Origin of the sequence: Mesorhizobium metallidurans STM 2683 (assembly GCF_000350085.1) — a bacterium.
Taxonomy (GTDB): domain Bacteria; phylum Pseudomonadota; class Alphaproteobacteria; order Rhizobiales; family Rhizobiaceae; genus Mesorhizobium; species Mesorhizobium metallidurans.
The window spans coordinates 1-21,851 of the sequence record NZ_CAUM01000156.1 but is presented as its reverse complement, the minus strand read 5'-3'; the positions used below and the strand labels follow the sequence as shown (position 1 = coordinate 21,851).

Annotated in this window: 24 protein-coding genes and 1 pseudogene; 21 read left to right on the top strand and 4 right to left on the bottom strand. The window is 65.1% G+C overall.

Annotated features, from left to right (window positions below; genetic code table 11):
- Positions 1–181 precede the first annotated feature (181 nt).
- From MESS2_RS28010 to MESS2_RS27995, 5 genes are all read left to right on the top strand, one after another.
- Entirely contained in the window at positions 182–442 is a 261-nt protein-coding gene (locus MESS2_RS28010) for a DNA -binding domain-containing protein (RefSeq protein ID WP_008877978.1), read from the top strand.
- Between the two features lie 134 nt (positions 443–576).
- Positions 577–825, top strand: coding sequence for a transcriptional regulator domain-containing protein (locus MESS2_RS33100; protein WP_008877977.1), 249 nt, complete (start codon positions 577–579; stop codon positions 823–825).
- Positions 797–1,342, top strand: a complete 546-nt coding sequence (locus MESS2_RS28005) for a DUF2285 domain-containing protein (RefSeq protein WP_244440104.1) — start codon at positions 797–799, stop codon at positions 1,340–1,342. The genes MESS2_RS33100 and MESS2_RS28005 overlap by 29 nt, the downstream gene beginning before the upstream one ends.
- Positions 1,343–1,483: 141 nt before the next feature.
- Positions 1,484–1,765: a helix-turn-helix transcriptional regulator gene (locus MESS2_RS28000; RefSeq protein ID WP_008877975.1), complete on the top strand. Its 282-nt coding sequence runs from the start codon at positions 1,484–1,486 to the stop codon at positions 1,763–1,765.
- Positions 1,766–1,782: 17 nt separating this feature from the next.
- Positions 1,783–2,898, top strand: a complete 1,116-nt coding sequence (locus MESS2_RS27995) for a replication initiator protein A (RefSeq protein WP_008877974.1) — start codon at positions 1,783–1,785, stop codon at positions 2,896–2,898.
- Here the strand turns inward: MESS2_RS27995 and MESS2_RS27990 are convergent.
- From MESS2_RS27990 to MESS2_RS27975, 4 genes are read right to left on the bottom strand one after another with little or no spacing between them, the layout of a single operon-like run.
- On the bottom strand, positions 2,870–4,411 hold the full coding sequence (locus tag MESS2_RS27990; protein WP_244440106.1) for a TniQ family protein: 1,542 nt from the start codon (positions 4,409–4,411) through the stop codon (positions 2,870–2,872). The genes MESS2_RS27995 and MESS2_RS27990 overlap by 29 nt on opposite strands.
- A complete protein-coding gene (locus tag MESS2_RS27985) occupies positions 4,398–5,300 on the bottom strand; it encodes a TniB family NTP-binding protein (protein ID WP_008877972.1) in 903 nt (300 codons plus the stop codon). Before MESS2_RS27985 ends, MESS2_RS27990 begins: the two co-directional genes overlap by 14 nt.
- On the bottom strand, positions 5,291–6,958 hold the full coding sequence (locus MESS2_RS27980) for a Mu transposase C-terminal domain-containing protein (RefSeq protein WP_008877971.1): 1,668 nt from the start codon (positions 6,956–6,958) through the stop codon (positions 5,291–5,293). Before MESS2_RS27980 ends, MESS2_RS27985 begins: the two co-directional genes overlap by 10 nt.
- The gene (locus tag MESS2_RS27975) at positions 6,955–7,533 is read right to left on the bottom strand and encodes a TnsA endonuclease N-terminal domain-containing protein (protein WP_051069181.1); all 579 of its coding nucleotides are present in this window, start codon (positions 7,531–7,533) and stop codon (positions 6,955–6,957) included. The genes MESS2_RS27980 and MESS2_RS27975 overlap by 4 nt, the downstream gene beginning before the upstream one ends.
- A 327-nt stretch (positions 7,534–7,860) precedes the next feature.
- Between MESS2_RS27975 and MESS2_RS27970 the strand changes: the two genes are divergently transcribed.
- The 16 genes and pseudogenes from MESS2_RS27970 to trbL form a co-directional block, all read left to right on the top strand.
- Positions 7,861–8,349 (top strand): DUF2840 domain-containing protein, encoded by a 489-nt coding sequence (locus MESS2_RS27970; RefSeq protein ID WP_008877968.1) that lies wholly within the window; start codon positions 7,861–7,863, stop codon positions 8,347–8,349.
- A pseudogene (locus MESS2_RS27965) lies at positions 8,346–8,876 on the top strand (S26 family signal peptidase); the annotation flags it as partial. The gene MESS2_RS27970 and the pseudogene MESS2_RS27965, both read left to right, overlap by 4 nt.
- 82 nt (positions 8,877–8,958) lie before the next feature.
- The gene (locus MESS2_RS27960) at positions 8,959–9,294 is read left to right on the top strand and encodes a DUF736 domain-containing protein (RefSeq protein WP_008877966.1); all 336 of its coding nucleotides are present in this window, start codon (positions 8,959–8,961) and stop codon (positions 9,292–9,294) included.
- Positions 9,295–9,297: 3 nt separating this feature from the next.
- On the top strand, positions 9,298–10,071 hold the full coding sequence (locus MESS2_RS27955) for a lytic transglycosylase domain-containing protein (protein WP_008877965.1): 774 nt from the start codon (positions 9,298–9,300) through the stop codon (positions 10,069–10,071).
- 243 nt (positions 10,072–10,314) lie between these two features.
- Positions 10,315–12,054, top strand: a complete 1,740-nt coding sequence (locus MESS2_RS27950) for a relaxase/mobilization nuclease domain-containing protein (protein ID WP_008877964.1) — start codon at positions 10,315–10,317, stop codon at positions 12,052–12,054.
- Between the two features lie 27 nt (positions 12,055–12,081).
- On the top strand, positions 12,082–14,064 hold the full coding sequence (locus tag MESS2_RS27945) for a conjugal transfer protein TraG (RefSeq protein ID WP_008877963.1): 1,983 nt from the start codon (positions 12,082–12,084) through the stop codon (positions 14,062–14,064).
- Between the two features lie 7 nt (positions 14,065–14,071).
- Positions 14,072–14,527, top strand: a complete 456-nt coding sequence (locus MESS2_RS27940; RefSeq protein WP_008877962.1) for a ribbon-helix-helix domain-containing protein — start codon at positions 14,072–14,074, stop codon at positions 14,525–14,527.
- A gap of 352 nt (positions 14,528–14,879) precedes the next feature.
- Positions 14,880–15,254 (top strand): type II toxin-antitoxin system RelE/ParE family toxin, encoded by a 375-nt coding sequence (locus tag MESS2_RS27935; RefSeq protein ID WP_040594172.1) that lies wholly within the window; start codon positions 14,880–14,882, stop codon positions 15,252–15,254.
- On the top strand, positions 15,251–15,568 hold the full coding sequence (locus tag MESS2_RS27930) for a helix-turn-helix domain-containing protein (RefSeq protein ID WP_006338687.1): 318 nt from the start codon (positions 15,251–15,253) through the stop codon (positions 15,566–15,568). Before MESS2_RS27935 ends, MESS2_RS27930 begins: the two co-directional genes overlap by 4 nt.
- Before the next feature lie 216 nt (positions 15,569–15,784).
- Positions 15,785–16,801, top strand: a complete 1,017-nt coding sequence (gene trbB / locus MESS2_RS27925; RefSeq protein ID WP_008877960.1) for a P-type conjugative transfer ATPase TrbB — start codon at positions 15,785–15,787, stop codon at positions 16,799–16,801.
- A gap of 35 nt (positions 16,802–16,836) precedes the next feature.
- The gene (locus MESS2_RS27920) at positions 16,837–17,130 is read left to right on the top strand and encodes a TrbC/VirB2 family type IV secretion system protein (protein WP_244440105.1); all 294 of its coding nucleotides are present in this window, start codon (positions 16,837–16,839) and stop codon (positions 17,128–17,130) included.
- The gene (locus MESS2_RS27915) at positions 17,130–17,426 is read left to right on the top strand and encodes a VirB3 family type IV secretion system protein (RefSeq protein WP_040594171.1); all 297 of its coding nucleotides are present in this window, start codon (positions 17,130–17,132) and stop codon (positions 17,424–17,426) included. The genes MESS2_RS27920 and MESS2_RS27915 overlap by 1 nt, the downstream gene beginning before the upstream one ends.
- A gap of 13 nt (positions 17,427–17,439) precedes the next feature.
- A complete protein-coding gene (gene trbE, locus MESS2_RS27910) occupies positions 17,440–19,908 on the top strand; it encodes a conjugal transfer protein TrbE (protein WP_008877957.1) in 2,469 nt (822 codons plus the stop codon).
- A gap of 2 nt (positions 19,909–19,910) precedes the next feature.
- A complete protein-coding gene (gene trbJ / locus MESS2_RS27905; protein WP_008877956.1) occupies positions 19,911–20,663 on the top strand; it encodes a P-type conjugative transfer protein TrbJ in 753 nt (250 codons plus the stop codon).
- 9 nt (positions 20,664–20,672) lie between these two features.
- Positions 20,673–21,062, top strand: a complete 390-nt coding sequence (trbK-alt, locus tag MESS2_RS27900) for a putative entry exclusion protein TrbK-alt (protein WP_008877955.1) — start codon at positions 20,673–20,675, stop codon at positions 21,060–21,062.
- A 1-nt stretch (position 21,063) separates the two neighbouring features.
- Positions 21,064–21,851 (top strand): P-type conjugative transfer protein TrbL (gene trbL / locus MESS2_RS27895; protein ID WP_040594169.1); only part of this gene is annotated, 788 nt, incomplete at its 3' end.

Below are 21,851 nucleotides of genomic sequence, written 5' to 3'. Positions count from 1 at the left end.
AAGGACCCGCGCATGCCCCGGCCGGAAGGCCGGGGCCTTCTTGCGCCGATGTCCCGGTTCGGGTTCACCCAAGCCGAGAGCGATGCTGAAACCGCATCGCCTGATGCCGAACAACCATCCTCCGTCAGCGCTGTTGTTTCTATAAAATGCAGGCTTTCACTCTGTGAGAACGAGGCAAGCGATGATCGAGCCGTTTGACGAAACCGCGCCGACCAGTGACGAACTCACCGAATACGATCGGGAACACGTCAAGCTCTATATGCGCCTGCTTGACGCCGCCGACGACGGCGCTGACTGGCGCGAGGTGGTCGAAATTCTCTTCGGCATTGACCTGACGAAGGAGCCACAACGCGCCCGGCGCATTCACGACAGCCATCTGGCGCGAGCGCGCTGGATGGCGCGTGCAGGCTACCGTCATCTTTTGCGTCAACCCGGCAGCTAGCACCACAGCGCCTCTGGTTCGCGGGTGATGCCAAAACGGCATCACCCGATGCCCGGCAAGGGTCTTCCGCCAATCACTACAACCCGGAATCGTTTGGAGGCGGGGTCTACGCGTTTCTTGCGAGGAGCTCTTGGATGAGGCCGGATACGTCGCATTGGCGAGACAATGCCAGCTATGATTATTTCGACACTTTGCCAATCGAGGGGCTCGCCTGGGAGTGTCTGCGGCGCCACGAACCCTATCAACGGCACTACCAGGCGCTCCTGACCACCAGGGCCGAGAAAGCACCCTTCCACCCTGAGACACAGCGGCTGTGGGGGTTGCGATTTCCCGGCCAGGCCGGATTTGTCCGCCTTGGCGCAAGACGTTCTGTGGTCGCCTGACGTCGATCCAGCCGTGGTTTCTCTCGTGCCGGCGCCGGAATTCCTGTCGTCCTTGCGATCGGTGCCTTTGCCCGGCCTGGGGGAGGTCCACGACAGCCCGGAAGGACGTCACATTGTCCATAGTGCAGGTGTCGCGACCCAACTTCTCCTTCTGCCCGGCAGTGATCCGCACGGCCACCTGGCGGCGCTGATCCTGTTGGATGCAGAAACGTTGGGACGGATCGAAGCACTCACCCGTTTCTGGCGTTCCTTGCATGGGCGCCCAACGGCTTCGGACACGCGTATGACCCCACAGCAGCGCCGCCGGTTTCGTCTGATGATGCGGGCCGCTGACGGCCGTGCGAACGGCGCGAGCTACCGCGACATTGCGGTTGCGTTCTACGGACACAAGCGCATCGCCGCCGATCCCTGGAAGACCTCGGCGTTGCGCGATGCGGTGATCGGCCTGGTCGAAGGCGCCACCGCCCTGATCGGCGGCGGCTATCTGCAGATCCTGCGTCATCGCCGTCGACCGTAGCGGTTCTAGCCCCGGACGTGGGGGTGGGATTTTAGCCTCCCTCAACTTCCCCATCCCGTGCGAAGCCCATTCTCCGCCACCGTGGTCGCCGTCCACCGCTGAACGCCAGCGGCTGCCCAAAACCCCACGGAGGTCCGACCGATGCGACCCGATATCGCCGTTTTGCCGCCGCGCTTCCTGCGCACCAAGGAAGCCGCGGATTTCCTCAGCCTGTCCGCCCGCACGCTCGAAAAGCACCGTACCTATGGCACTGGCCCTTCCTATCGCAAGCTCGGCGGCCGTGTCGTCTATGCCGTCGACGATCTTCAGGCTTGGGCCGAGCGCGGCGCTGTCACCTCTACATCCGACCCGCGGGGATCGGTCCTGCCGGCCAAGCGTCACACATCGACGCCGCCGGCGCATGGCGGACGATACGCACGCTGACCGCGCGCGGATTTCAAATGGTGGCGCGAAACCAATCCCTTTCGGAGCGCGGGCAGCTCGACATGTTCCGGGCGCTGCCTGGCGACTTCGCCCCACGAGACGCGCAGGATCTCATGGCCTATCCGTTCTTCTCCCTTTCCAAGACCCATCGCATCACCCCGATCGATTTTGCCGCGGGCAACGTCACGATCCGGGTCGAAGCCGTACCCGATCATGGGATGGCGACCATCTGGGACGCCGACATCCTGATCTGGGCCGCAAGCCAGATCGTCGAGGCGCGCGACACCGGGCTTCGCACCTCGCGCCTGATGGCCGCCACGCCCTATGAGATTCTCACCTTCGTCGGCCGCGGCAAAAGCCTGCGCGACTATCAACGCCTGAAGGCGGCGCTTGACCGGCTGCAGTCGACCACCGTCTCGACGACAATCCGTCAGCCCGCCGAAGGCCGGCGTCACCGCTTCTCATGGATCAATGAGTGGCAGGAGCGCATCGATCGCCATGGCAAACCCGCGGGGATCGAGTTGATCGTCCCCGACTGGTTCTACCAGGCAGTCCTCGATGACGCGCTCGTGCTGACGATCGATCGCGCCTATTTCGACCTGACTGGCGGGATGGAGCGCTGGCTCTATCGGCTGGTGCGCAAGCACGGCGGACGCCAGCGCGACGGCTGGCGGTTCGACTTCCGTCACCTTCACCTGAAATCCGCCAGCCTGTCGCCCTACAAGCGCTTTGCCTTCGAGTTGCGCGACATCATCCGCCGCCAGCCGCTGCCCGGCTACTCGCTCTTCCTCGAAGTGGAGATGGGCGGCCGGATGCTGCTCGCCTTCGAGCCGATCGCCTCCTGTGGAAGGCCTGTGGACGGCCTCCTGCTATCGGGAACCGGACCTGTCGTGCCATCGGGAACCGCAGGCACGTGCTATCAGGAACCCAAACAGGCTCTAACCTCCAGAAAGCAAAGCCGAAATCGCGCCCTTAACTTAGACTCTAACCCAGAGTCTAAGTTTGAAGCGCGCGCGCGTGATGTGCAAAGGCTCTGTCGGTGCGACGAGTTTCGCGAACCCGCGCAGAGTTTCGTGTCCCGGGGCGAAGGTTCGCGGACTCGATTCACGAACCGGGAGCCAGGTCATGAGTAGGCTTGGCGCGCGGTCCCCTTGGCTTCATCGGCCCCCACAGACGCCGGCGACGGCGGACGCTGCCTGGCTTTCGGTCGCGATGCTTCCTCAGGAGGTTCGACGCGATGTCGAGGCTAAGCTCGATCCCGAACCGCGCCTGCGCCTGAGCAACGATGGCGTGGCGATTCTGGTTGGCGCGGTCGGCGCAGACCCATTGCGCGAGCGCTTCGGATTGAGCCGACGTCAGAGCGGGCCTCCCGGTCGGGCGTTCGAGCGCCGCTTCGAGCCCATGTTCGATCCCGCGGTCGAGCCAGCGATAAACGCTCATCGGCTGGACACGGGCTATCGCTGCCGCCTCCCCGACGGTCGCCCCCGCCTTGAGCGCGGCAAAGGCCGTCAGCCGCTGGCGCCGGTGCTTGTAGCGTTCGCGGGCGGCTCGCTCCCGCAGTTCGGAGGCGCTATCGGGCAAGCTTTCGATCCAGGGATGCCACGCACCTCGTCCGACCGCCGGCGTGGCTATTGCCGCCGCCAGGATCGTGCGCAGGTGTGCGGCTATATCGTCGTCGATGTCGTTGTGGCGGCCCAGGAGACCTTCGAAGCGGACAGATTTCAGGATGCCGATCGCCGCAGGCAGGCGGTGCGGCAGGTCCGCCACCAGCCAGTCGAGTATCAGCAGGCTTCCATAGTTCGAGCCAAGCGAGAGCGAGAGCCGGTCTTCCCAGCCCAGATCAAGTTCGCGGGCGATCCGGTTGAACAGCTGCTCGCGGTGCTGGGTGGCGACACCGGTCCAGATCATGCCGAGCAGCATGTCTGCAACCGCCATCATCGTGGCCCACTCGACCTCGCCCACGCTTGGCAGGAGTACGACGCCGGTCTTCTTCCCCGCAACAAGCAGCGATTGCAGATCGACCGACCGATCATTCGCCCGTTGCCCCTGCAAGCAGGCCAACCCTCGGCCGCACTTCTGGCACGCAAGCAGGTCGACTGGCGCCTTCGCGTTCAGCCCTTTGAACCGGATCGGACACCGGCATCCCGGGCATTGCCCGATCAGCTGGGTCCGGTGCCGCGGGCAGACACCGATCCAGCCCAGCAGCCAGAGCCGCCTCAGATAGGGTCGCTCGTCTTCCGCCAGACATTGCCCGCAGACATCGACACGCCGGCCTTTCCGGCGGCCCAGCTTCGGGTTTGTCCAGCGCCGGCTTGTGAAGCGCTGCGCGCCCTCATCATCACGTGCGATCGACCAGCCCAGGAGCGTCATGGCTTTCAGCCGGGCCTGCTCGACTCCGGTCCGTTCGGCGATCGTTGCGAGCTGGCCTGCCGACGGACGACGCCACCACTCGGGATCACCCGCGGCATCCACCTTGAAGCCGTGCCGGCTGAACATGAGCGGAGACTGTCGGAGCGCCCAGCTCAGTTGGACGAGCCACGACACGAGCGCCTCATCCGCCCCCGGCTCGATGTGAACGGGCAGCATCGCCCGTGCCGGGAACGCCTCGGGCATGGCCGAGACGGCGAACAGATCAGACCGCAACACGCCGACGCTCGGAGGGCCGGATGAAGCCCGCATCCTCGATCATGCGTGCCGAGATGGTCTCCGTCCCGGTCTCGACCGCCAGCACAGCCGCCCGCACGACGACGGCGATAATCTCGCCCAGCACGCCCTCCGCCGCCGCAAGAATGCGGCCGGCCATGACCGGGTCGTTGAGGTGCGACGGCTTGCGCAGAGGCAAGGCCGCTTCGAGTGTCGCGAGAAGCCGCCGATATTCCTCGTCATCTTCCCACACGGGCAAGGCGAACGGTTCGAACCGATTGACGAGCTGGTCGTCGCTGCGGATCGCGCGCAACGCCTCGGCCGTGCCGACGCCGACCAGCGGTATTTGCAGTTCGTTGCCCAGCCAGCGCAGCAGGTTGAGCAGCCGACGCTGCTGCATCGAGGTGCCCGACAGCAGATTATGCAGCTCGTCGATCACCAGCAGGCGGGTGTCCGTCGCGCGCATCATGCGCACCGCGATATCCTGCTTGGCGGCAATGCGGTCGCGGGGGCCGAACGGCACCCCAAGCCCGTCGAGGATTGCGCCGAACAGCCGCCCTTCGTCCGGTCCGGGCGGCATCTGCACCCTCAACACCGGCAGGACTGCAACGCCGTCCGCCGCCTCGACGGCAGTGAGCGCCGGATGCGCACGCCGGAACTTCTCCACGATCATGGTCTTGCCGTTGTTCGTCGGGCCGACAAGCAGCAGATTCGGCATCCGCATCCGCTTCGGGAACGTCAGCAGGTCCTCCATAGCCGCCAGGGCGGCGTTCGCCCGTGCATAGGCGATCCAACGATCCGTGCGGATGCGCCGGACGCGCACCTCTGTCGCCTCGTCCACGAACGGCCGGACCGCAGGGTGGAGGTGTGGATAGTCCCCGCTCACGACCATTCCTCGAACGGGAAGATGCGATCCTCCAGCGGCACGTCGGCGTCGGCGCGCCGAGCGGGCTTGCCCAGCTCGGGACTCACCGCCGGCTCGGACGCGCTGCTCGACACGACCCGGAGCCGGCGTTCTCGCTGGCGGCGTGCGGTCTTGGTGGTGTGGACCGCGTCATCGGCGATGGCGCGCATGGTCTCGACCGCCCGGAAGATCGCGGCTTCGTCGACATGCGCGCGCCCCTCCTCCCGCAAGCGCTTCAATGCCAGGCGATGCTCCCACAGGCTGATCGGCGGCCGCCGCAGGTCGCGATAGGCAAGGTCGTAATAGGTGCCATCGGGCCCAAGCAGATAGATGCGGCTGAGATCGCGCGGGTCGTAGCGGACGATCATCCGCTCGGGATGGCCGATCCAGGTGCTGAGCACGTCAGCCCAGTAGGCGATCGAGTGCAGCGCCACGCCATCACGCCGGACCCTGCGACGCTCGATCGGCAGGAAGTCGATCAGGAAGCGGCGAGGGTCGGGCACGGCGACCGGCGCGCCACGGCCGAGCGTGGCGCCGTCGCCGGCGATGCCCCGCTGCCAGGCCGCCAAGGGCGTCATGCCGATGCCCCGATGCAGATCGCGGTGATAGACGCCGGCGATCGCATGGCCGAGCCAGCGCTCGACCTCGTCGATCGTCATGGCGGCGCTCTTCTCGGGATTCAGGTCGCCCTTCTCCTGGACGCTGGAGAACGTCGTGCCGGGCAGCAGGTGGACCTTGCCCATCATGGTGCCGATCAGCCGCTCGATATGGCCGCCATAGTGAGGCGTGCGCACCGGCCGATGGTCGATCGCGATCCCATACTGCTCGCACCCGCGCTTCAGCGCCTCGGACCGGAACTCCTTGGCGTTGTCGAGGTGCAGGCGTTCCGGGATGCCGCGAACCGGCCACTCTGCGTCGATGGCGCGCTCGGCGAGCCAGCTCTCCTTGGCGAGTGCTGCGTGGGTCAGGCAGAGCGCGACGGACGTCGCCGAGGGCGGCTCCAGCGACAGGTGGAAGCCGGCGACGCAGCGCGTGCAGACGTCGATCGCCAGGGTCAGCCAGGGGCGCTGGATCGGTGCGCGCGTCTCGCTGTCGACCACGACCACGTCGACCAGCGTGTGGTCGATCTGGATCAACGACAACGGCCAGTGAGCCTCCAGCGAACCGACGACAGGAGCGTAACGGTCGCGCGCCGCCTTGGCGCCTTGGCGCTTGGCGATCACCTCCCGACCCGGGCGGGCGCGAAGCCGGGCTGTGATGGTTCGCCGGCTCGGCGCAGTGAGGCCGCGCGCCGCGCACTGGCGCAGCACCTCCTCGACCAGGTGCATGATCTTGGGCTTCTGGCGCGTGAGATAGACGCCGTCGATCGCCTCCTCGACCAGCACGTCCACCTCGTTTTGGAGCCGGGAGAAGCCGGCGCTCGGCCCTCGCTTGCGCGGCAGCAAGCTCGTCAGTCGTGGATCAGCGATGTAGCGGCGGATCAGGGCATAGACGTGGGTCGGCCCACAGCCCAGTTCCGCCGCGCCAGCTTCCACGTCCGCTCGGGTTCGGGTCGGATCGTCCGCCAGGCGCCGGACGATCGGCAGGAAGCGGCGGGCTTCATCCCAAGCGGTAGGGCTCACGGTCGCGATGTCGGGCACGCTCACGCCGCACCCACGCGCGTGCTCGGCACGATTGGCGCCGACAGATCGACGACAAGGGCGCCGCGCGCAATCAGGCGCCAGACCACGGCCAGTCCGGCTTCGCGCGTCGTTGGCAAGGCGTCGACCAGCCCGATGAAGTCGATGGCGTCGGCGCGCGCCCGCACCACGGCCAACTCCGCCAGCGCCGTGTCGATCGGCACGTTCCTGAGCGGCAGCAACCTCTTCGCCGCATCGAGGCGCGGACCGCGGATGCCGCGCTCCGTGGCGATCCTGAAGCGGGCGCCATGCTCGCCGGCCCAGGCCCGGGCGGCGGCGAACGCCGGCCTCAGCCGGTGCCAGTCCGATCTAAGGTCGGCGCGATATTTGATCTCGACGATATCGGAGCCCCCGGCGCTCCAGTCGACGCGGAAGTCAGGCGTGTATCGCCGCGACCGCTGCCCCTGCCGGAACCGGATCGTGACCGGCTGCTCGGTCACCACCGCGCCCGCATCCGTCCAGCTCACAAGCGTCACGAAGTCTCGTTCGAGGGCGCTTTCGTGCTCCGCCACCCCCGTCGCAAGGGCCTGGAACCCGGTCACATGCGACCGCCGGCTGAGGGGAATGCGCCGCCGCATCGGCCTCCACCTTCAAACGACTCAGTACGCAAACATCGCACATTTTGGGGTCAGTTCACAAACATGGGACAATATCTATGTCGCCAAGCCTTTGCGCGGACTCAGTTTCCGCTCCGCGCCGATTCACGAAACTCGTCGCACCGACAGGCTCATCCGACGAACCAGCGACGGACTCAGCATAGACACCGACACGACCTCGAATGCGCCATCGGTTTCTGACGGCAGCAGCACTGCAACCAGCATCTCCGAGCCCCTCAATCCGCCTCTTGATCCGCGCTCGGGAGCCATCCGATGATGGCCGCCACGCACCACGCTCGCGACGAACTCGTCCAGGTCGAACTGACCTGGTTGGAGAAGAGACAAGAGAACTGGATACGCTTCGGCACCCACGCCCATGAACAGATCGTCGATCGTCGCCGGCGCATCCTGTCCTATCATCCCGGAGCAGTCTTCGCCTTCGTGCGCTGGGCCGCGAACGACTTTGGAACGATCATCTCACGCATCGATATCGTGCGTGCGGTCGCACGTGGCGATGCCTATCAGACGCTGCCCTTCGTGCGCCCCGGCGGCGACATCCTTCTGAAGGTCCAGAGCTGGCCCAAGGTCGAACGCGTGCTGCAGGCGATCGACGCCATCCAGGGCCTCGACATCGAGCCTGAGTCGGTGTCGCCCGATCATTGGCGGCACATCCATAACCGGATAACCGCCGGTCAGGAGCTCCGCGCCTACACCCTCGACCAACATCGCGCCTTCCTGCTGCGCAAGAGGACCGAGCCGTGAGCCGCGCCGGGATCATTCTCGCTAGCGTTCTCGCAACCATGGGCGTCGGCTATCCCTGCCTCACGCCGATGGCCACGAAGCTCATCTGGAATGCGTCGGCTAGCGCGCCGATCGGCTTCTACACGATTGATTTCGACGGGCGCTTCGAGGTCACCGATCTTGTCGCCGTCGACGCGCCCGAGCCACTCGCGGCGTTCCTCGCTGATCGCGGCTACCTGCCGAGGGGCGTGCCACTCTTGAAGCGCATCCTTGGCGTATCCGGGCAAATTGTCTGTCGCTCGAACCTCACCATCACTGTCGATGGCGTCGAGGCGGGCATGGCGCTCGAGCGTGATCGGGCCGGCCGCGACCTGCCTGTCTGGCAGGGCTGCCGCCGCATCCCGGCCGGCGAAGTCTTCCTGATGAATTGGCAGGTCCGCGACAGCCTCGACGGCCGTTACTTCGGCCTCCTCTCCACCAGCCAGATCGTCGGCCGCGCCGTCCCGCTGTGGACGGACGAGAACGGCGATGGCCGCTTCGAATGGCGCGTCAACGCGGTGAGCGCGCGACCGGCGGCGCGCGTCGTGCCGCCAGCCTTAATCACCGCACCACTGAAAACAGGAGTCAGACATGCAACAGATCGGGGAATTCACGCGCCAGAAGACTGGCTACAGCGGGCGCATCCACACACTCAGCCTCAACCTCGATCTCGCCATCGTGGCGGCAGAGGCGAGCGAAACGGAGAATGCGCCTGACTACCGCGTTCACGCCGGAAGCGAGGACGGCCCCGAGATTGGCGCCGGCTGGAAACGCTCCAGCGAGAAGGCCGGAGATTATGTCTCGATCCAGCTCGACGACCCGACCTTCGCGCAGCCGATACGCGCGAACCTCTTTCGCAATGGCGACGACAAGACGTCCTGGTCAATGCACTGGGCGCGTCCGCGCGACCGCAGCGAGAAGGATTGAACGATGCGCGCTCGCCGTCCGTCGACGAGCCATCCCGGTGCGCCCGGGCGACTTTTCGCTGCCCGGCGCATGGCTCTGCTCTTCCTTTGCGGCCTGTCCGTCGCGTCTCTCATTCCCGTGGCGACAGTGGCACAGGACCTGGCCGCCGCGCGATCGTCGCAGCGCGATCCATTCGGCGCTCACATCAGCGAAGCCTCGCACCGCTTCGGCGTTCCGACCGCGTGGATACGCGCGATCATGCGCAAGGAGAGTGCGGGCGACGCGCGCGCCGTCTCCAGCGCTGGTGCCCGCGGCTTGATGCAGATCATGCCGGGCACATGGGATGATCTGCGCGCCCGCTGGTCGCTTGGCCGCGATCCGTTCGATCCCCGTGACAATATCATGGCAGGAACGGCGTATCTGCGCGAACTGCACGATCGCTATGGCTCGCCGGGGTTTCTGGCCGCCTACAACGCGGGACCTGCACGCTACGAATCCTACCTCGCCGGGCGTCCGTTGCCGGCCGAGACCCGCGCCTATGTCGAGACGCTCGCCCCTCTTATCGGTGGAAGCGAGGGTATGCGCCCTTTCGCAGTCACGTCTGTCGAGGCCATTCCCTGGAAGCACGGCTCGCTCTTCGCAGGTCTGTCGGATCGCAGACAAGCTGTCGCTCTCGTGCTGACCGAGCGACCGCCAAATGACGCAAGCTCCGCACCCACCGTGCGCGATGTCTCTGCCATCGTGCCGCTGTCCGAAGGCCTCTTCGTGGCGCGAGCGGGCAAAGGGATCCAGCCATGAGCGCGTATGGCCGTTTTCGCGCAGCCGCAAGCTCCAGCGCACCCTGGCGTGGATGGAGCGGCAAGGTGGGCAGAACAACCGGAAGATGGCGAGATAAAAGGCCGCGAGGTGCGGCGTCGATCGGTCGTGTTGTTTCAATAGCTTATGCAGGATTTCCGCGAGGTGCGAGGATTTGGTGCACCTCGCCGGAGCGCTGGTTTGCCTGTGATTTCAAAGTCTTGATACGATGTGCGGATATTCGCCATGAACGGTGAGGATGGCTTCCGGATCCGGCCCGGCCGCATCCGCTCGCCCAGCGCCCAGCGCGCCAGGCCGTTCATTGCGCAGGCGCTTGCCGCCGCCCAGAAGGCCGGTGCCCGCGTCTCGCGCTCCGGCCAAATCAGTCCGGGCAATCGCTCGACCTTCGGGCGTGGCCGCTCGGCGAGCGTGCGCGCCAATCGTCTCCTCACCGGTCGCTCGCGAACCGTGATCATCAAGACACGGCTGGTGCGCCATCTCGCGCGCGGCGCCCCGCTTGCCGCCCATCTCACTTATCTGCGCCGCGAGGGCGTCACCCGTGACGGGGAGAAGGCGAGGCTGTTCGGGCCGCAGGCTGATGCGGTGGATGGCGATGCTTTCGCCGCGCGGTGCGGCGATGACCGGCACCACTTCCGCTTCATCGTCTCGCCGGAAGATGCCGTCGACATGGCGGATCTCAAATCCTTCGCCCGCGATCTGATGGGCCGGATGGAAAAGGACCTCGGCACGAAGCTCGATTGGGCCGGCGTCGATCACTGGAACACCGACAACCCGCACCTTCACATCATTTTGCGCGGCCGCACTGATGACGGGCAGGATCTCGTGATCTCGCGCGATTACATCAAGGAGGGGATGCGCGCCCGCGCGGCCGATCTCGTTACCCAGGAGCTCGGACCGCGCACCGATCTCGACATCCATCGCAATCTGCAGCGCCAGGTCGATGCCGAACGCTGGACCCAGCTTGACCGGCAGCTTGTTCGCGACGGGCGCGACCGAGGTGTCATCGACCTTGCCACCGCCGCGAACGGCCAGCCTGATGAATATCACGTGCTGAAGGTCGGGCGGATGCGCAAGCTTGAAACCCTTGGCCTTGCCGAACAGGTCGGCCCGGGCCAATGGATGATCGACGACAAGGCCGAGGCGACGCTGCGCCAGCTTGGCGAACGCGGCGACATCATCAAGCGGATGCACCGCGCCCTGACAGAACAGGGCATCGAGCGCGGCGCGGCGAACTATGTGCTGGCGGCGGAGCGCCTCGACACGCCGATCGTCGGTCGTCTGGTCGACCGCGGTCTCGATGATGAGCTGAAGGGCAGCGCCTACGCCGTGGTCGATGGCACCGACGGCCGCACCCATCACATCAAGCTGTCCGATCTCGACGCCGCGGGCGACAGCCCTCCGGGCTCGATCGTCGAACTGCGCAAGTTCCATGATGCGCAGGGACATCCGCGCGCCGCACTCGCTGTCCGCTCCGATCTGGACATTGAGCGGCAAACGACCGCCGCCGGCGCGACCTGGCTTGACCGCCAGAATATCGCCCGCGAACCGATTGCGCTTTCAGAAAGCGGTTTCGGCGCCGAGGTGCGGCAGGCGCTGCAGCGCCGGGCCGACCATCTCGTCGAACAGGGTCTCTGCGCGCGGCATGGCCAACGCATCAGCTTCATGCCCAACCTGATCGACACGCTGCGTCGCCGCGAACTCGAGGCGCTCGGCCAAAAGCTCTCGGCCGAAACCGGCCAGCCCTTCAACCGCACCCGCAGCGGCGAGTTCGTCGCCGGTTCCTACCGGCAACGTTTCCTGCTCGCCTCCGGCCGCTTCGCCATGATCGATGACGGCCTCGGTTTCCAACTGGTGCCCTGGACGCCGTCCCTGGAAAAACATCTTGGCCGCCACATCTCGGGCATCGCTCGCGATGACGGCGGCATCGACTGGAGCTTCGCCCGCAAGCGTACCCTCGGTCTCTAACCTCATTGTCAAGAAAGGACCGCTTCTATGTCCGCCACCAAGATACTCTGGGGCCAGATCCTCGCGGTCTTGATGATCGTGCTGATCACCACCTGGAGCGCGACGGAGTGGGTGGCCTGGCGCCTGGCGTTTCAGCCCGAGCTCGGCAGGCCATGGTTTCATGTCCTCGGCTTTCCGTTTTACCTTCCGCCGTCCTTCTTCTGGTGGTGGTATGGCTTCGATGCTTACGCGCCTTCGATCTTCGTGGAGGGAGCCTTTATCGCGGCTTCTGGCGGTTTCGCTTGCGTCGCCGTCGCCATCGGCATGTCGGTCTGGCGGGCTCGCGAGGCCAAGAAGGTCGAGACCTACGGCTCCGCCCGCTGGGCCGACAAGCAGGAGGTCAAGGCAACTGGCCTTCTCGGCTCCGATGGTGTGGTACTTGGGCGATATGACAGCGCCTATCTGCGCCACGACGGGCCGGAGCATGTGCTGTGCTTTGCGCCCACACGTTCGGGCAAGGGCGTCGGCCTTGTCGTCCCGTCGCTGCTCACCTGGCCGAGTTCAGCCGTCGTCCATGACATCAAGGGCGAAAACTGGCAACTCACCGCGGGCTTCCGCGCCAGGCATGGCCGTGTCCTGTTGTTCGATCCGACCAATCCGAAATCCTCATCCTACAACCCGCTGCTCGAGGTGCGCCGCGGCGAATGGGAAGTCCGTGACGTTCAGAATATCGCTGACATCCTGGTCGACCCAGAAGGATCGCTCGAGAGGCGGAACCATTGGGAGAAAACAAGCCATGCCCTTCTGGTCGGTGCGATCTTGCATGTCCTCTATGCCGAGCAGGACAAGACGCTTGCCGGCGTTGCCAGCTTCCTCTCCGATCCAAGGCGTCCGATCGAATCGACGCTGTCGGCGATGATGAAAACGGCGCATCTGGGTGAAGCAGGTCCACACCCGGTCATCGCCAGCGCCGCGCGGGAGCTCTTGAACAAATCCGACAACGAGCGCTCTGGCGTGCTCTCCACCGCGATGTCTTTCCTTGGTCTCTATCGCGATCCTGTCGTGGCCGAGGTCACGCGCCGCTGCGACTGGCGCATCACCGACCTTGTCGACGACAAGCATCCGACGACGCTCTACCTCGTCGTGCCGCCGTCCGACATCAACCGGACCAAGCCGCTCATTCGCCTGATCCTCAATCAGATCGGTCGCCGCTTGACCGAAGATCTGCAGGTGAGGGCGAAAAGCCACCGGCTGCTCCTGATGCTCGACGAGTTCCCGGCGCTTGGCCGTCTCGACTTCTTCGAGTCGGCGCTCGCCTTCATGGCCGGCTACGGGCTGAAGAGCTTCTTGATCGCTCAATCCCTCAATCAGATCGAGCGGGCGTACGGCGCCAACAACTCAATCCTCGACAACTGCCACGTCCGGGTAAGCTTTGCCACCAATGATGAGCGCACCGCCAAGCGGGTGTCCGACGCGCTTGGAACAGCGACGGAGATGAGGGCCATGAGGAACTATGCCGGCCACCGGCTGTCGCCTTGGCTCGGTCATCTCATGGTCTCCCGCTCCGAGACGGCTCGTCCGCTGCTCACGCCGGGTGAAGTGATGCAGCTGCCGGCCACCGACGAGATCGTCATGGTCTCGGGTGCGCCGCCGATCCGCGCCAAAAAGGCGCGCTATCATGAGGATGCTCGCTTCAGGGAGCGTATCTTGCCGCCTCCGGCGTTGGTGGCGGCAGTGGAGGGGAGGCCGGACGACTGGACCAGACTGCCTCTGCCTTCCCGTCCCCGGATTGCCGAAGCCACGTCGGCGCCGTCGGCCGCGGATGAGGACCAAACAGATTCCGAACGTCGTCGGCAACCTGAGCTCAGTCGCGTCGAGCCGGTCGTGAAGTCTTCGACCGAGAACGAATTCGAGATCGATCATCTCGACGACGTCGAGGACGATGCTACCCGCAATCGTCGATTGACGCACCTCATGCAAGGCATTGCGCGGCAGGCGTCGCTCGACCCCGGCGACGGTGTGGATATGTGAGGCTCCGATGGCAAAGCCACCCCGCAAACAACGCCTGTCCGTCTATCTCGATCCGAAGGTCATGAGCAGGCTGGCCGAACACGCGGCGCGCCGAGATCTTTCGCGGTCGCTCGTCGCGGAAGCTGCCATCGAGTCTTTCCTCTCACCCGATGGCGCCGAGCGACAGGAGGCGGCGATCACCAAGCGGCTCGACCAGCTCGATCGGCGTATCACACGCCAGGAGCGCGATGTTGGAATTGCGGTGGAGACGCTCGCTGTTTTCGTCCGCTTCTGGCTGGCGACAACACCGGCCTTGCCCGAGCCCGCGGCGCAGGCCGCCCATGCCAAGGCGGGCGAGCGCTATGATGCCTTCGTCACCGCGCTCGGTCGGCGCCTGGCGAAAGGTCCAAAGCTTCGACAGGAGATCTCCGAGGACATCGATGGCGGCCCGGACACACTCCAGCCCGGCAGGCCAGTGGGCTAAACGGACGGGCAGAATGAGATCTTGCCCGCACCGATATGACATAAGTATCAAGGCCTTGGAATGGCATGTTGTTGTCATAGATCACGCTTTTCCGACCTGCCGAGTTTGCAGCCGCAGGGTGAGGTCGCTTCACGGGAAGCACGTTGAGTCATCGCTGCGGCCACCACGGGACGGACCTGGCGCGAAATCCGCACTTTAAGATCCCGTCGACATGAAGGGCCATGCCTTCAGGAGCTTTCATGATCACTTGGAGAAAACAGCGGTTTTCACCCGGACCACCATTTTCGGCGGCTAGGCGGTGTCAGGATTCGTCGTTGAAAATTATAGTCTGCATGCTATAAGGCCGGGGAGAATGAAGAACCAAAAGCCCGCTGTATGGATGGGGTCGTCGAAGGCGGACCTGCGCGAGTTTCCGGTCGATGTTCGCCGGCTGATGGGTGTCGCAATCAACGACGCCCAGAATGGCGAGGAGCACCCGGCTGTCAAAGCCCTAAAAGGCTTTGGGGGCCGCAGCATCCTCGAGGTGGTCGACGACTTCGACGGAGATACCTACCGGGCCGTCTATGCGGTGCGCTTTGCCGGGGTGATCTACGTGCTTCATTGCTTCCAGAAGAAGTCGAAGAAGGGCAGGGAGACACCCAGGCACGAAATCGATGTCGTGACAGTGCGATTGAAGGCAGCCGAGGCGCACTACCGTGAGAACTACGGGAAAGGAACAAAGTCATGACGGAAGACATCACCGCCGAAGTGAGCAGCGGCAACGTGTTTGCGGACCTCGGCTTTGACAATCCCGAAGAGGAATTGCTCAAGGCCAAACTGGCCCGCGAGATCCGCGCCATCATCAAGCGCCGGCGCCTGACCCAGGCGAAGTCGGCTGAACTGCTCGGAATGAAACAGCCCGACGTCTCCGCGATCGCCACCGGGCGCACGGGCAAGTTTTCAATAGACAGGCTGGTTCGCTGTCTGGACCGGCTCGACTACAAGGTCGACGTGGTGGTTCGCCACAAGCCTCGACGGTCAACTCGTGCTGAAGCCGCTTGATCAGACGGCTTTGCCGACGCGCGCACAATTGACGGCGAGCGCCGCCCTTGCCTGAAGATCATCAGCCTTGATTACAGGTCGGCACCGCCAATCTCCTGTATTTGCACGCTACGCCACTACGCCTCGATATAGGTGTTGAAACCACTCGAGACGCGGTTCTCTTAATCGTCCCCGTCCAGGGGCCGCCCATGTTCCCCGGATCGAAACGGGGACACGATGGCAGCTTCGCCTCACAATTCAGAAGGTCTGGCGCGCGGCGCACGCATGCTGCGCACAGCACTTGGACCCGCGATCGCGAGCTATCTCGACGACGCGGGTATCGTCGAGGTGATGCTCAACCCCGATGGGCGTTTGTGGGTCGACCGCCTGGCCGAGGGACTCTCCGATACCGGTGAACGTTTGTCGGCGGCGGACGGCGAGCGCATCGTTCGCCTCGTTGCTCATCATGTCGGTGCTGAAGTCCATGCCGGCGCCCCGCGCGTCTCGGCCGAGCTGCCCGAGACGGGGGAGCGGTTCGAGGGGCTTCTTCCTCCCGTCGTCGCGGCGCCCGTCTTCGCGATCCGCAAGCCTGCCGTCGCCATCTTCACCCTTGAAGACTATGTCGCGGCCGGGATCATGTCGGTGCGCCAGGCAGACGCATTGCGCCAGGGCGTTGCCACCCGTGCGAACACCTTGGTCGCTGGCGGCACATCCACGGGCAAGACCACGCTGATCAACGCGCTGCTCGCCGAAGTGGCCAAGACCGACGATCGCGTCGTCATCATCGAGGATACGCGCGAGCTGCAATGCGCCGCGCCAAACCTCGTGGCAATGCGCACGAAAGACGGCGTCGCGTCTCTATCCGATCTTGTTCGCTCATCGCTGCGCCTGCGCCCCGACCGCATTCCGGTCGGCGAGGTGCGCGGGGCCGAGGCGCTCGAACTGCTCAAGGCCTGGGGCACCGGCCACCCCGGCGGCCTCGGCACGATCCACGCCGGCAGCGCCATTGGCGCGCTCCGCCGCATGGAACAGCTCATCCAGGAAGCCGTCGTCACGGTTCCACGCGCTCTGATCGCCGAAACGATCGACCTGGTTGCCGTCCTTTCCGGCCGCGGCTCCGCACGCCGGCTGTCCGAACTCGCCCGGGTCGATGGCCTTCGCCCGGACGGCGATTACCGGGTCGAGCCGGCCGTCCTTGATGGCGACGACAGCCCGACCTTGCTCATCCAAAGCCCTGAAGGAGAAAATCCGTGATCAAACGCATGCGCCTCGCGCGCCATCGTCTCGCCATGACCGTTTCCGTTGCCACGATTTCGCTGGCGATGGCCGCGCCCGCTTTTGCCTCCGGCTCGTCGATGCCGTGGGAACAGCCGCTGCAACAGATCCTCCAGTCGATCGAGGGGCCGGTCGCCAAGATCATGGCGGTGATCATCATCATCGTCACCGGCCTGACGCTCGCCTTCGGCGACACGTCGGGCGGCTTCCGCCGGCTTATCCAGATCGTGTTCGGCCTGTCCATCGCTTTCGCTGCGTCGAGCTTCTTCCTGTCGTTCTTTTCGTTCGGCGGCGGAGCGCTGATCTGATGGCGGGTTTGGTCGAACAGAGCGGGTCAATGCCGGACTACCCAGTGCCGGGTTATGCGGTCCTCGTGCACCGCGCGCTGACCGAGCCGATCCTGCTCGGCGGCGCCCCGCGCGCCATTGCCATCATGAACGGGACGCTCGCCGGCGCCGTGGGGTTGGGCCTGCGTCTGTGGCTCGTCGGCCTCGCAATCTGGGCGATCGGGCATGTTGCCGCTGTCTGGGCCGCCAAGCGCGATCCGCTTTTCGTCGACGTCGTTCGCCGGCACCTGCGCATCCCGGCGCATCTCACGGTCTGAGGGGAGCCATTGGATGATGAATCTTGCCGAATATCGCAACCGTAGCAACCGGCTCGCTGACTTCCTGCCCTGGGTGGCATTGGTCGGCGCCGGCGTGGTCCTAAACAAGGACGGCAGCTTCCAGCGCACCGCGCGCTTTCGCGGTCCCGATCTCGACAGCGCCGTTCCGGCCGAACTGGTCGCAGTCGCCGGCCGGATCAACAATGCGTTGCGCCGTCTCGGGTCCGGCTGGGCGATCTTCGTCGAGGCGCAGCGCCATGCCTCGACCCGCTATCCCGACAGCCATTTTCCGGATGCGGCCTCGACGCTGGTCGATGCGGAGCGAAAGGCGGGCTTCGAGGAGGCCGGCGCGCATTTCGAGTCCAGCTACTTCCTGACGCTCACCTATCTTGCGCCCGCCGAAGACACCGCGCGAGCGGAAAGCTGGCTCTATGAAGGGCGCGAGAAGAAGGGCCTCGACCCCAACGCGGTGCTGACCGGGTTCACTGACCACAGCGACCGCGTCCTGCGCCTTGTCGAAGCCTTCATGCCGGAGTGCAGCTGGCTCGATGACGCCGAGACACTGACCTACCTGCATGGCTGCGTCTCGACCAATCGCCACCGTGTCCGCGTTCCCGAAACGCCGATGTATCTCGATGCCATGCTGGCCGACCAGCCGCTGACCGGCGGGCTCGAGCCGCGGCTGGGCGCCTCGCACCTGCGCATTCTGACCGTCACGGGGTTCCCGACCGCGACCACGCCGGGCCTGCTCGACGAACTGAACCGGCTGGCCTTCCCGTATCGCTGGTCGACGCGCGCGATCCTGCTCGACAAGACCGATGCGACCAGGCTGCTGACAAAGATCCGGCGTCAATGGTTCGCCAAGCGCAAATCGGTTGCGGCGATCCTCAAGGAGGTGATGACCAACGAGGCGTCAGTGCTCGTAGACACCGACGCCGCGAACAAGGCCGCCGACGCCGACATGGCGCTGCAGGAGCTCGGCGCCGACTATGCCGGCATGGCCTATGTCACCGCGACGGTGACGGTGTGGGACGATGATCCCGGCATCGCCGACGAAAAACTGCGCCGGGTCGAAAAGGTCATCCAGGGCCGCGATTTCACGGCAATGGTCGAAACCATCAACGCCGTCGACGCATGGCTCGGCAGCCTGCCGGGTCATGTTTACGCCAACGTCCGTCAACCTCCCGTCTCCACGATTAATCTCGCCCACATCATCCCGCTTTCCGCGGTGTGGGCGGGGCCGGAACGGGACGAGCATTTTGCAGCGCCCCCTCTGCTCTTCGGCAAGACCGAAGGCTCGACCCCGTTCCGGCTTTCGCTTCACGTCGGCGACGTCGGCCACACGCTGGTCGTCGGCCCGACGGGAGCCGGCAAGTCCGTGCTTCTGGCGCTGATGGCGCTGCAGTTCCGTCGCTATCCCGGGTCGCAGGTTTTCGCCTTCGATTTCGGCGGCTCGATCCGCGCCGCGGCGCTCGCCATGGGCGGCGACTGGCACGATCTCGGCGGTGATCTCAGCGATGGCGCGATCGACAGCGTCAGCCTTCAGCCGTTCGCCCGCATTCATGATGTCCCCGAGCGCGCCTGGGCCGCCGACTGGATCGTGGCGATCCTGACGCGCGAGAATGTGACGATCACGCCTGAGGTCAAGGAGCATATCTGGACGGCGTTGAGTTCCCTGGCCTCCGCGCCCGTCGAGGAGCGCACCATCACCGGTCTGGTCGTGCTGTTGCAATCAAATGATCTCAAGCAGGCACTGCGCCCCTATTGCGTCGGGGGCCCCTGCGGCCGATTGCTCGATGCCGAGCGCGAGCATCTCGGATCGGCGTCGGTCCAGGCATTCGAAACCGAAGGGCTGATCGGAACAGGTGCTGCGCCCGCGGTCCTGTCCTATCTCTTCCATCGCATCGAGGATCGCCTCGATGGCTCGCCAACCCTCCTCATCATCGACGAGGGCTGGCTTGCGCTGGACGATGAGGGTTTTGCCGGCCAGCTCCGCGAATGGCTGAAGACGCTGCGCAAGAAGAACGCCAGTGTCATCTTCGCCACGCAGTCGCTCAGCGACATCGATGGTTCGGCAATCGCGCCGGCGATCATCGAGAGCTGCCAGACCCGGCTCCTCCTGCCGAACGAGCGCGCCATCGAGCCGCAGATCACGTCGATCTATCGCCGCTTCGGCCTCAATGACCGGCAAATCGAGATCATCGCTCGGGCGATGCCGAAGCGCGACTATTACTGCCAGTCCCGTCGCGGCAATCGGCTGATCGAGCTCGGTCTGTCGGATGTGGCGCTCGCGCTTTGCGCCGTATCCGCGAAGACCGACCAGGCCGCGATCGCCCGCATCGTCGCCGAGCATGGCCGCGACGGTTTCCTCGCTGCCTGGCTCAACCACCGTGGCGTCGGCTGGGCTGCGGAACTCGTTCCCGCACCAACCAGCCCCGCCCTCACCAACCGCGCCGTCACCAACCTGGAGAAATCCCCATGAAAATGCGCCCTTCACTTGCCATGCGGTTCGCTGCCGCCCTGTTTGCCGCTCCCGCCGCGCTCTCGCCGATGCTGGCGACGCCGGCGCACGCCTTCATCGTATTCGATCCCACGAACTATACGCAAAACGTCCTGACGGCGGCGCGCTCGCTCGAGCAGATCACCAACCAGATCACCTCGCTTCAGAATGAAGCGCAGATGCTCATCAACCAGGCCCGCAATCTCGCAGGCCTGCCATTCTCCTCGCTGCAGCAGCTCCAGCAATCCTTGCAGCGGACCCAGCAGTTGCTCGGGCAGGCGCAGAATATTGCCTATGACGTCCAGCAGATCGATCAGGCCTTCCAGCAGAAATACGGCAGCGTCCCGCTGTCGGCTTCGGATCAGCAACTCGTCACCGACGCGCGCTCGCGCTGGGGCAACACGGTTGGTGGCCTTCAGGATGCCATGCGTGTGCAGGCGGGCGTCGTTGGCAACATCGATTCCAATCGCAACGAGATGTCGGCGCTGGTCGGCCAGAGCCAGGGTGCGACCGGCGCGCTTCAGGCAACGCAGGCCGGCAACCAGCTCCTCGCACTTCAGGCGCAGCAACTCGCCGATCTCACCGCTGTCGTTGCCGCGAACGGTCGGGCGCAGGCATTGCAATCGGCCGAACAGGCCACCGCCGCCGACCAGGGCAGGGAGCAGCGCCGCCGCTTCCTGACCCAGGGCTCGGGCTACCAGCCCGGCAGTGCGCAGATGTTCTATGGCAAGAACTGAGACCGCACGATGAATGGCAAGATCCTCGCGCGCATCGGCGCGGTCGTCTTCATCGCGGTCGCTTTGACAGTGACCGCGATCGAGATGAGCAGCAAGGATGATGAGCCTGATGACCCGGCGATGCGGGACCGTTCCATCGCGTCACAAGACCCGCTCGCGTCCGAACTGCGACGCTGTTCCGGGATCGGCGAGGCCGGCCCCCGCGATCCCGGTTGCTTGAAGGCATGGGCAGAAAGCCGGCGCCGCTTTCTCGGTCGACGTGACGCGGCAACCGCGCCTGCTCCGCCGACAACGCTGTTTCCAAATGTGGCGGCGCCGGCCGGCCGGAAAGAAGGGCAGGGGACGGATGTGACCGCTCCCGCGATCCAGGCCGAGCCGTCCTGGCCGGAGGCTCGCTGACATGGGCGGCATGGGCGTCATCGACCATTTCCTCGAAGTCTTCACGCGCTACATCGACAGCGGCTTCGGCCTGCTCGGCGGCGAGGTCGGCTTCATCGCCACGACCCTGATCGTCATAGACGTGACATTGGCCGCGCTCTTCTGGTCCTGGGGGGCGGACGACGACATCATGGCGCGCCTCGTCAAGAAGACGCTGTTCGTCGGCGTCTTCGCCTATCTCATCTCCAACTGGAACAATCTCGCCCGCATTGTCTTCGAAAGCTTCGCTGGGCTTGGCTTGAAGGCCTCGGGGACGGGTTTTACCGTCAACGATCTCATGCGCCCGGGCAAGGTGGCGCAGACCGGGCTCGACGCCGGCCGGCCGTTGCTGGACTCGATCTCGAACCTCATGGGCTATTGGTCCTTCTTCGAGAACTTCATTCAGATCGCCTGCATGTTTTTCGCCTGGGCGCTGGTGCTGCTGGCCTTCTTCATCCTCGCAATTCAGCTTTTTGTCACCCTCATCGAGTTCAAGCTGACGACACTTGCCGGCTTCGTGCTCATCCCCTTCGGTCTGTTCGGCAAGTCCGCCTTCATGGCCGAGCGGGTGCTCGGCAACGTCATCTCGTCAGGCATCAAGGTGCTCGTGCTCGCCGTCATCATCGGCATCGGCTCGACCCTCTTCTCAGAGTTCACCGCAGGCTTTGGCGGCAACACGCCGTCGATCGACGATGCCATGGCGATCGTGCTGGCCGCGCTGTCGCTGCTCGGCCTTGGCATCTTTGGACCGGGCATTGCCAACGGTCTCGT

Excerpts from the sequence above, each read along its gene's own strand:
- MESS2_RS27945 (WP_008877963.1), top strand. The coding sequence starts at position 12,082 with ATGTCCGCCACCAAGATACTCTGGGGCCAGATCCTCGCGGTCTTGATG.
- MESS2_RS27955 (WP_008877965.1), top strand. The coding sequence starts at position 9,298 with ATGCGCGCTCGCCGTCCGTCGACGAGCCATCCCGGTGCGCCCGGGCGA.
- MESS2_RS33100 (WP_008877977.1), top strand. The coding sequence starts at position 577 with ATGAGGCCGGATACGTCGCATTGGCGAGACAATGCCAGCTATGATTAT.
- MESS2_RS27995 (WP_008877974.1), top strand. The coding sequence starts at position 1,783 with ATGGTGGCGCGAAACCAATCCCTTTCGGAGCGCGGGCAGCTCGACATG.
- MESS2_RS27940 (WP_008877962.1), top strand. The coding sequence starts at position 14,072 with ATGGCAAAGCCACCCCGCAAACAACGCCTGTCCGTCTATCTCGATCCG.
- trbK-alt (WP_008877955.1), top strand. The coding sequence starts at position 20,673 with ATGAATGGCAAGATCCTCGCGCGCATCGGCGCGGTCGTCTTCATCGCG.
- MESS2_RS27970 (WP_008877968.1), top strand. The coding sequence starts at position 7,861 with ATGATGGCCGCCACGCACCACGCTCGCGACGAACTCGTCCAGGTCGAA.
- MESS2_RS27960 (WP_008877966.1), top strand. The coding sequence starts at position 8,959 with ATGCAACAGATCGGGGAATTCACGCGCCAGAAGACTGGCTACAGCGGG.
- trbE (WP_008877957.1), top strand. The coding sequence starts at position 17,440 with ATGATGAATCTTGCCGAATATCGCAACCGTAGCAACCGGCTCGCTGAC.
- MESS2_RS28010 (WP_008877978.1), top strand. The coding sequence starts at position 182 with ATGATCGAGCCGTTTGACGAAACCGCGCCGACCAGTGACGAACTCACC.
- MESS2_RS27915 (WP_040594171.1), top strand. The coding sequence starts at position 17,130 with ATGGCGGGTTTGGTCGAACAGAGCGGGTCAATGCCGGACTACCCAGTG.
- trbB (WP_008877960.1), top strand. The coding sequence starts at position 15,785 with ATGGCAGCTTCGCCTCACAATTCAGAAGGTCTGGCGCGCGGCGCACGC.
- MESS2_RS27950 (WP_008877964.1), top strand. The coding sequence starts at position 10,315 with ATGAACGGTGAGGATGGCTTCCGGATCCGGCCCGGCCGCATCCGCTCG.
- MESS2_RS27935 (WP_040594172.1), top strand. The coding sequence starts at position 14,880 with ATGAAGAACCAAAAGCCCGCTGTATGGATGGGGTCGTCGAAGGCGGAC.
- MESS2_RS27985 (WP_008877972.1), bottom strand. The coding sequence starts at position 5,300 with ATGGTCGTGAGCGGGGACTATCCACACCTCCACCCTGCGGTCCGGCCG.
- MESS2_RS27920 (WP_244440105.1), top strand. The coding sequence starts at position 16,837 with ATGACCGTTTCCGTTGCCACGATTTCGCTGGCGATGGCCGCGCCCGCT.
- MESS2_RS28000 (WP_008877975.1), top strand. The coding sequence starts at position 1,484 with ATGCGACCCGATATCGCCGTTTTGCCGCCGCGCTTCCTGCGCACCAAG.
- MESS2_RS27930 (WP_006338687.1), top strand. The coding sequence starts at position 15,251 with ATGACGGAAGACATCACCGCCGAAGTGAGCAGCGGCAACGTGTTTGCG.
- trbJ (WP_008877956.1), top strand. The coding sequence starts at position 19,911 with ATGCGCCCTTCACTTGCCATGCGGTTCGCTGCCGCCCTGTTTGCCGCT.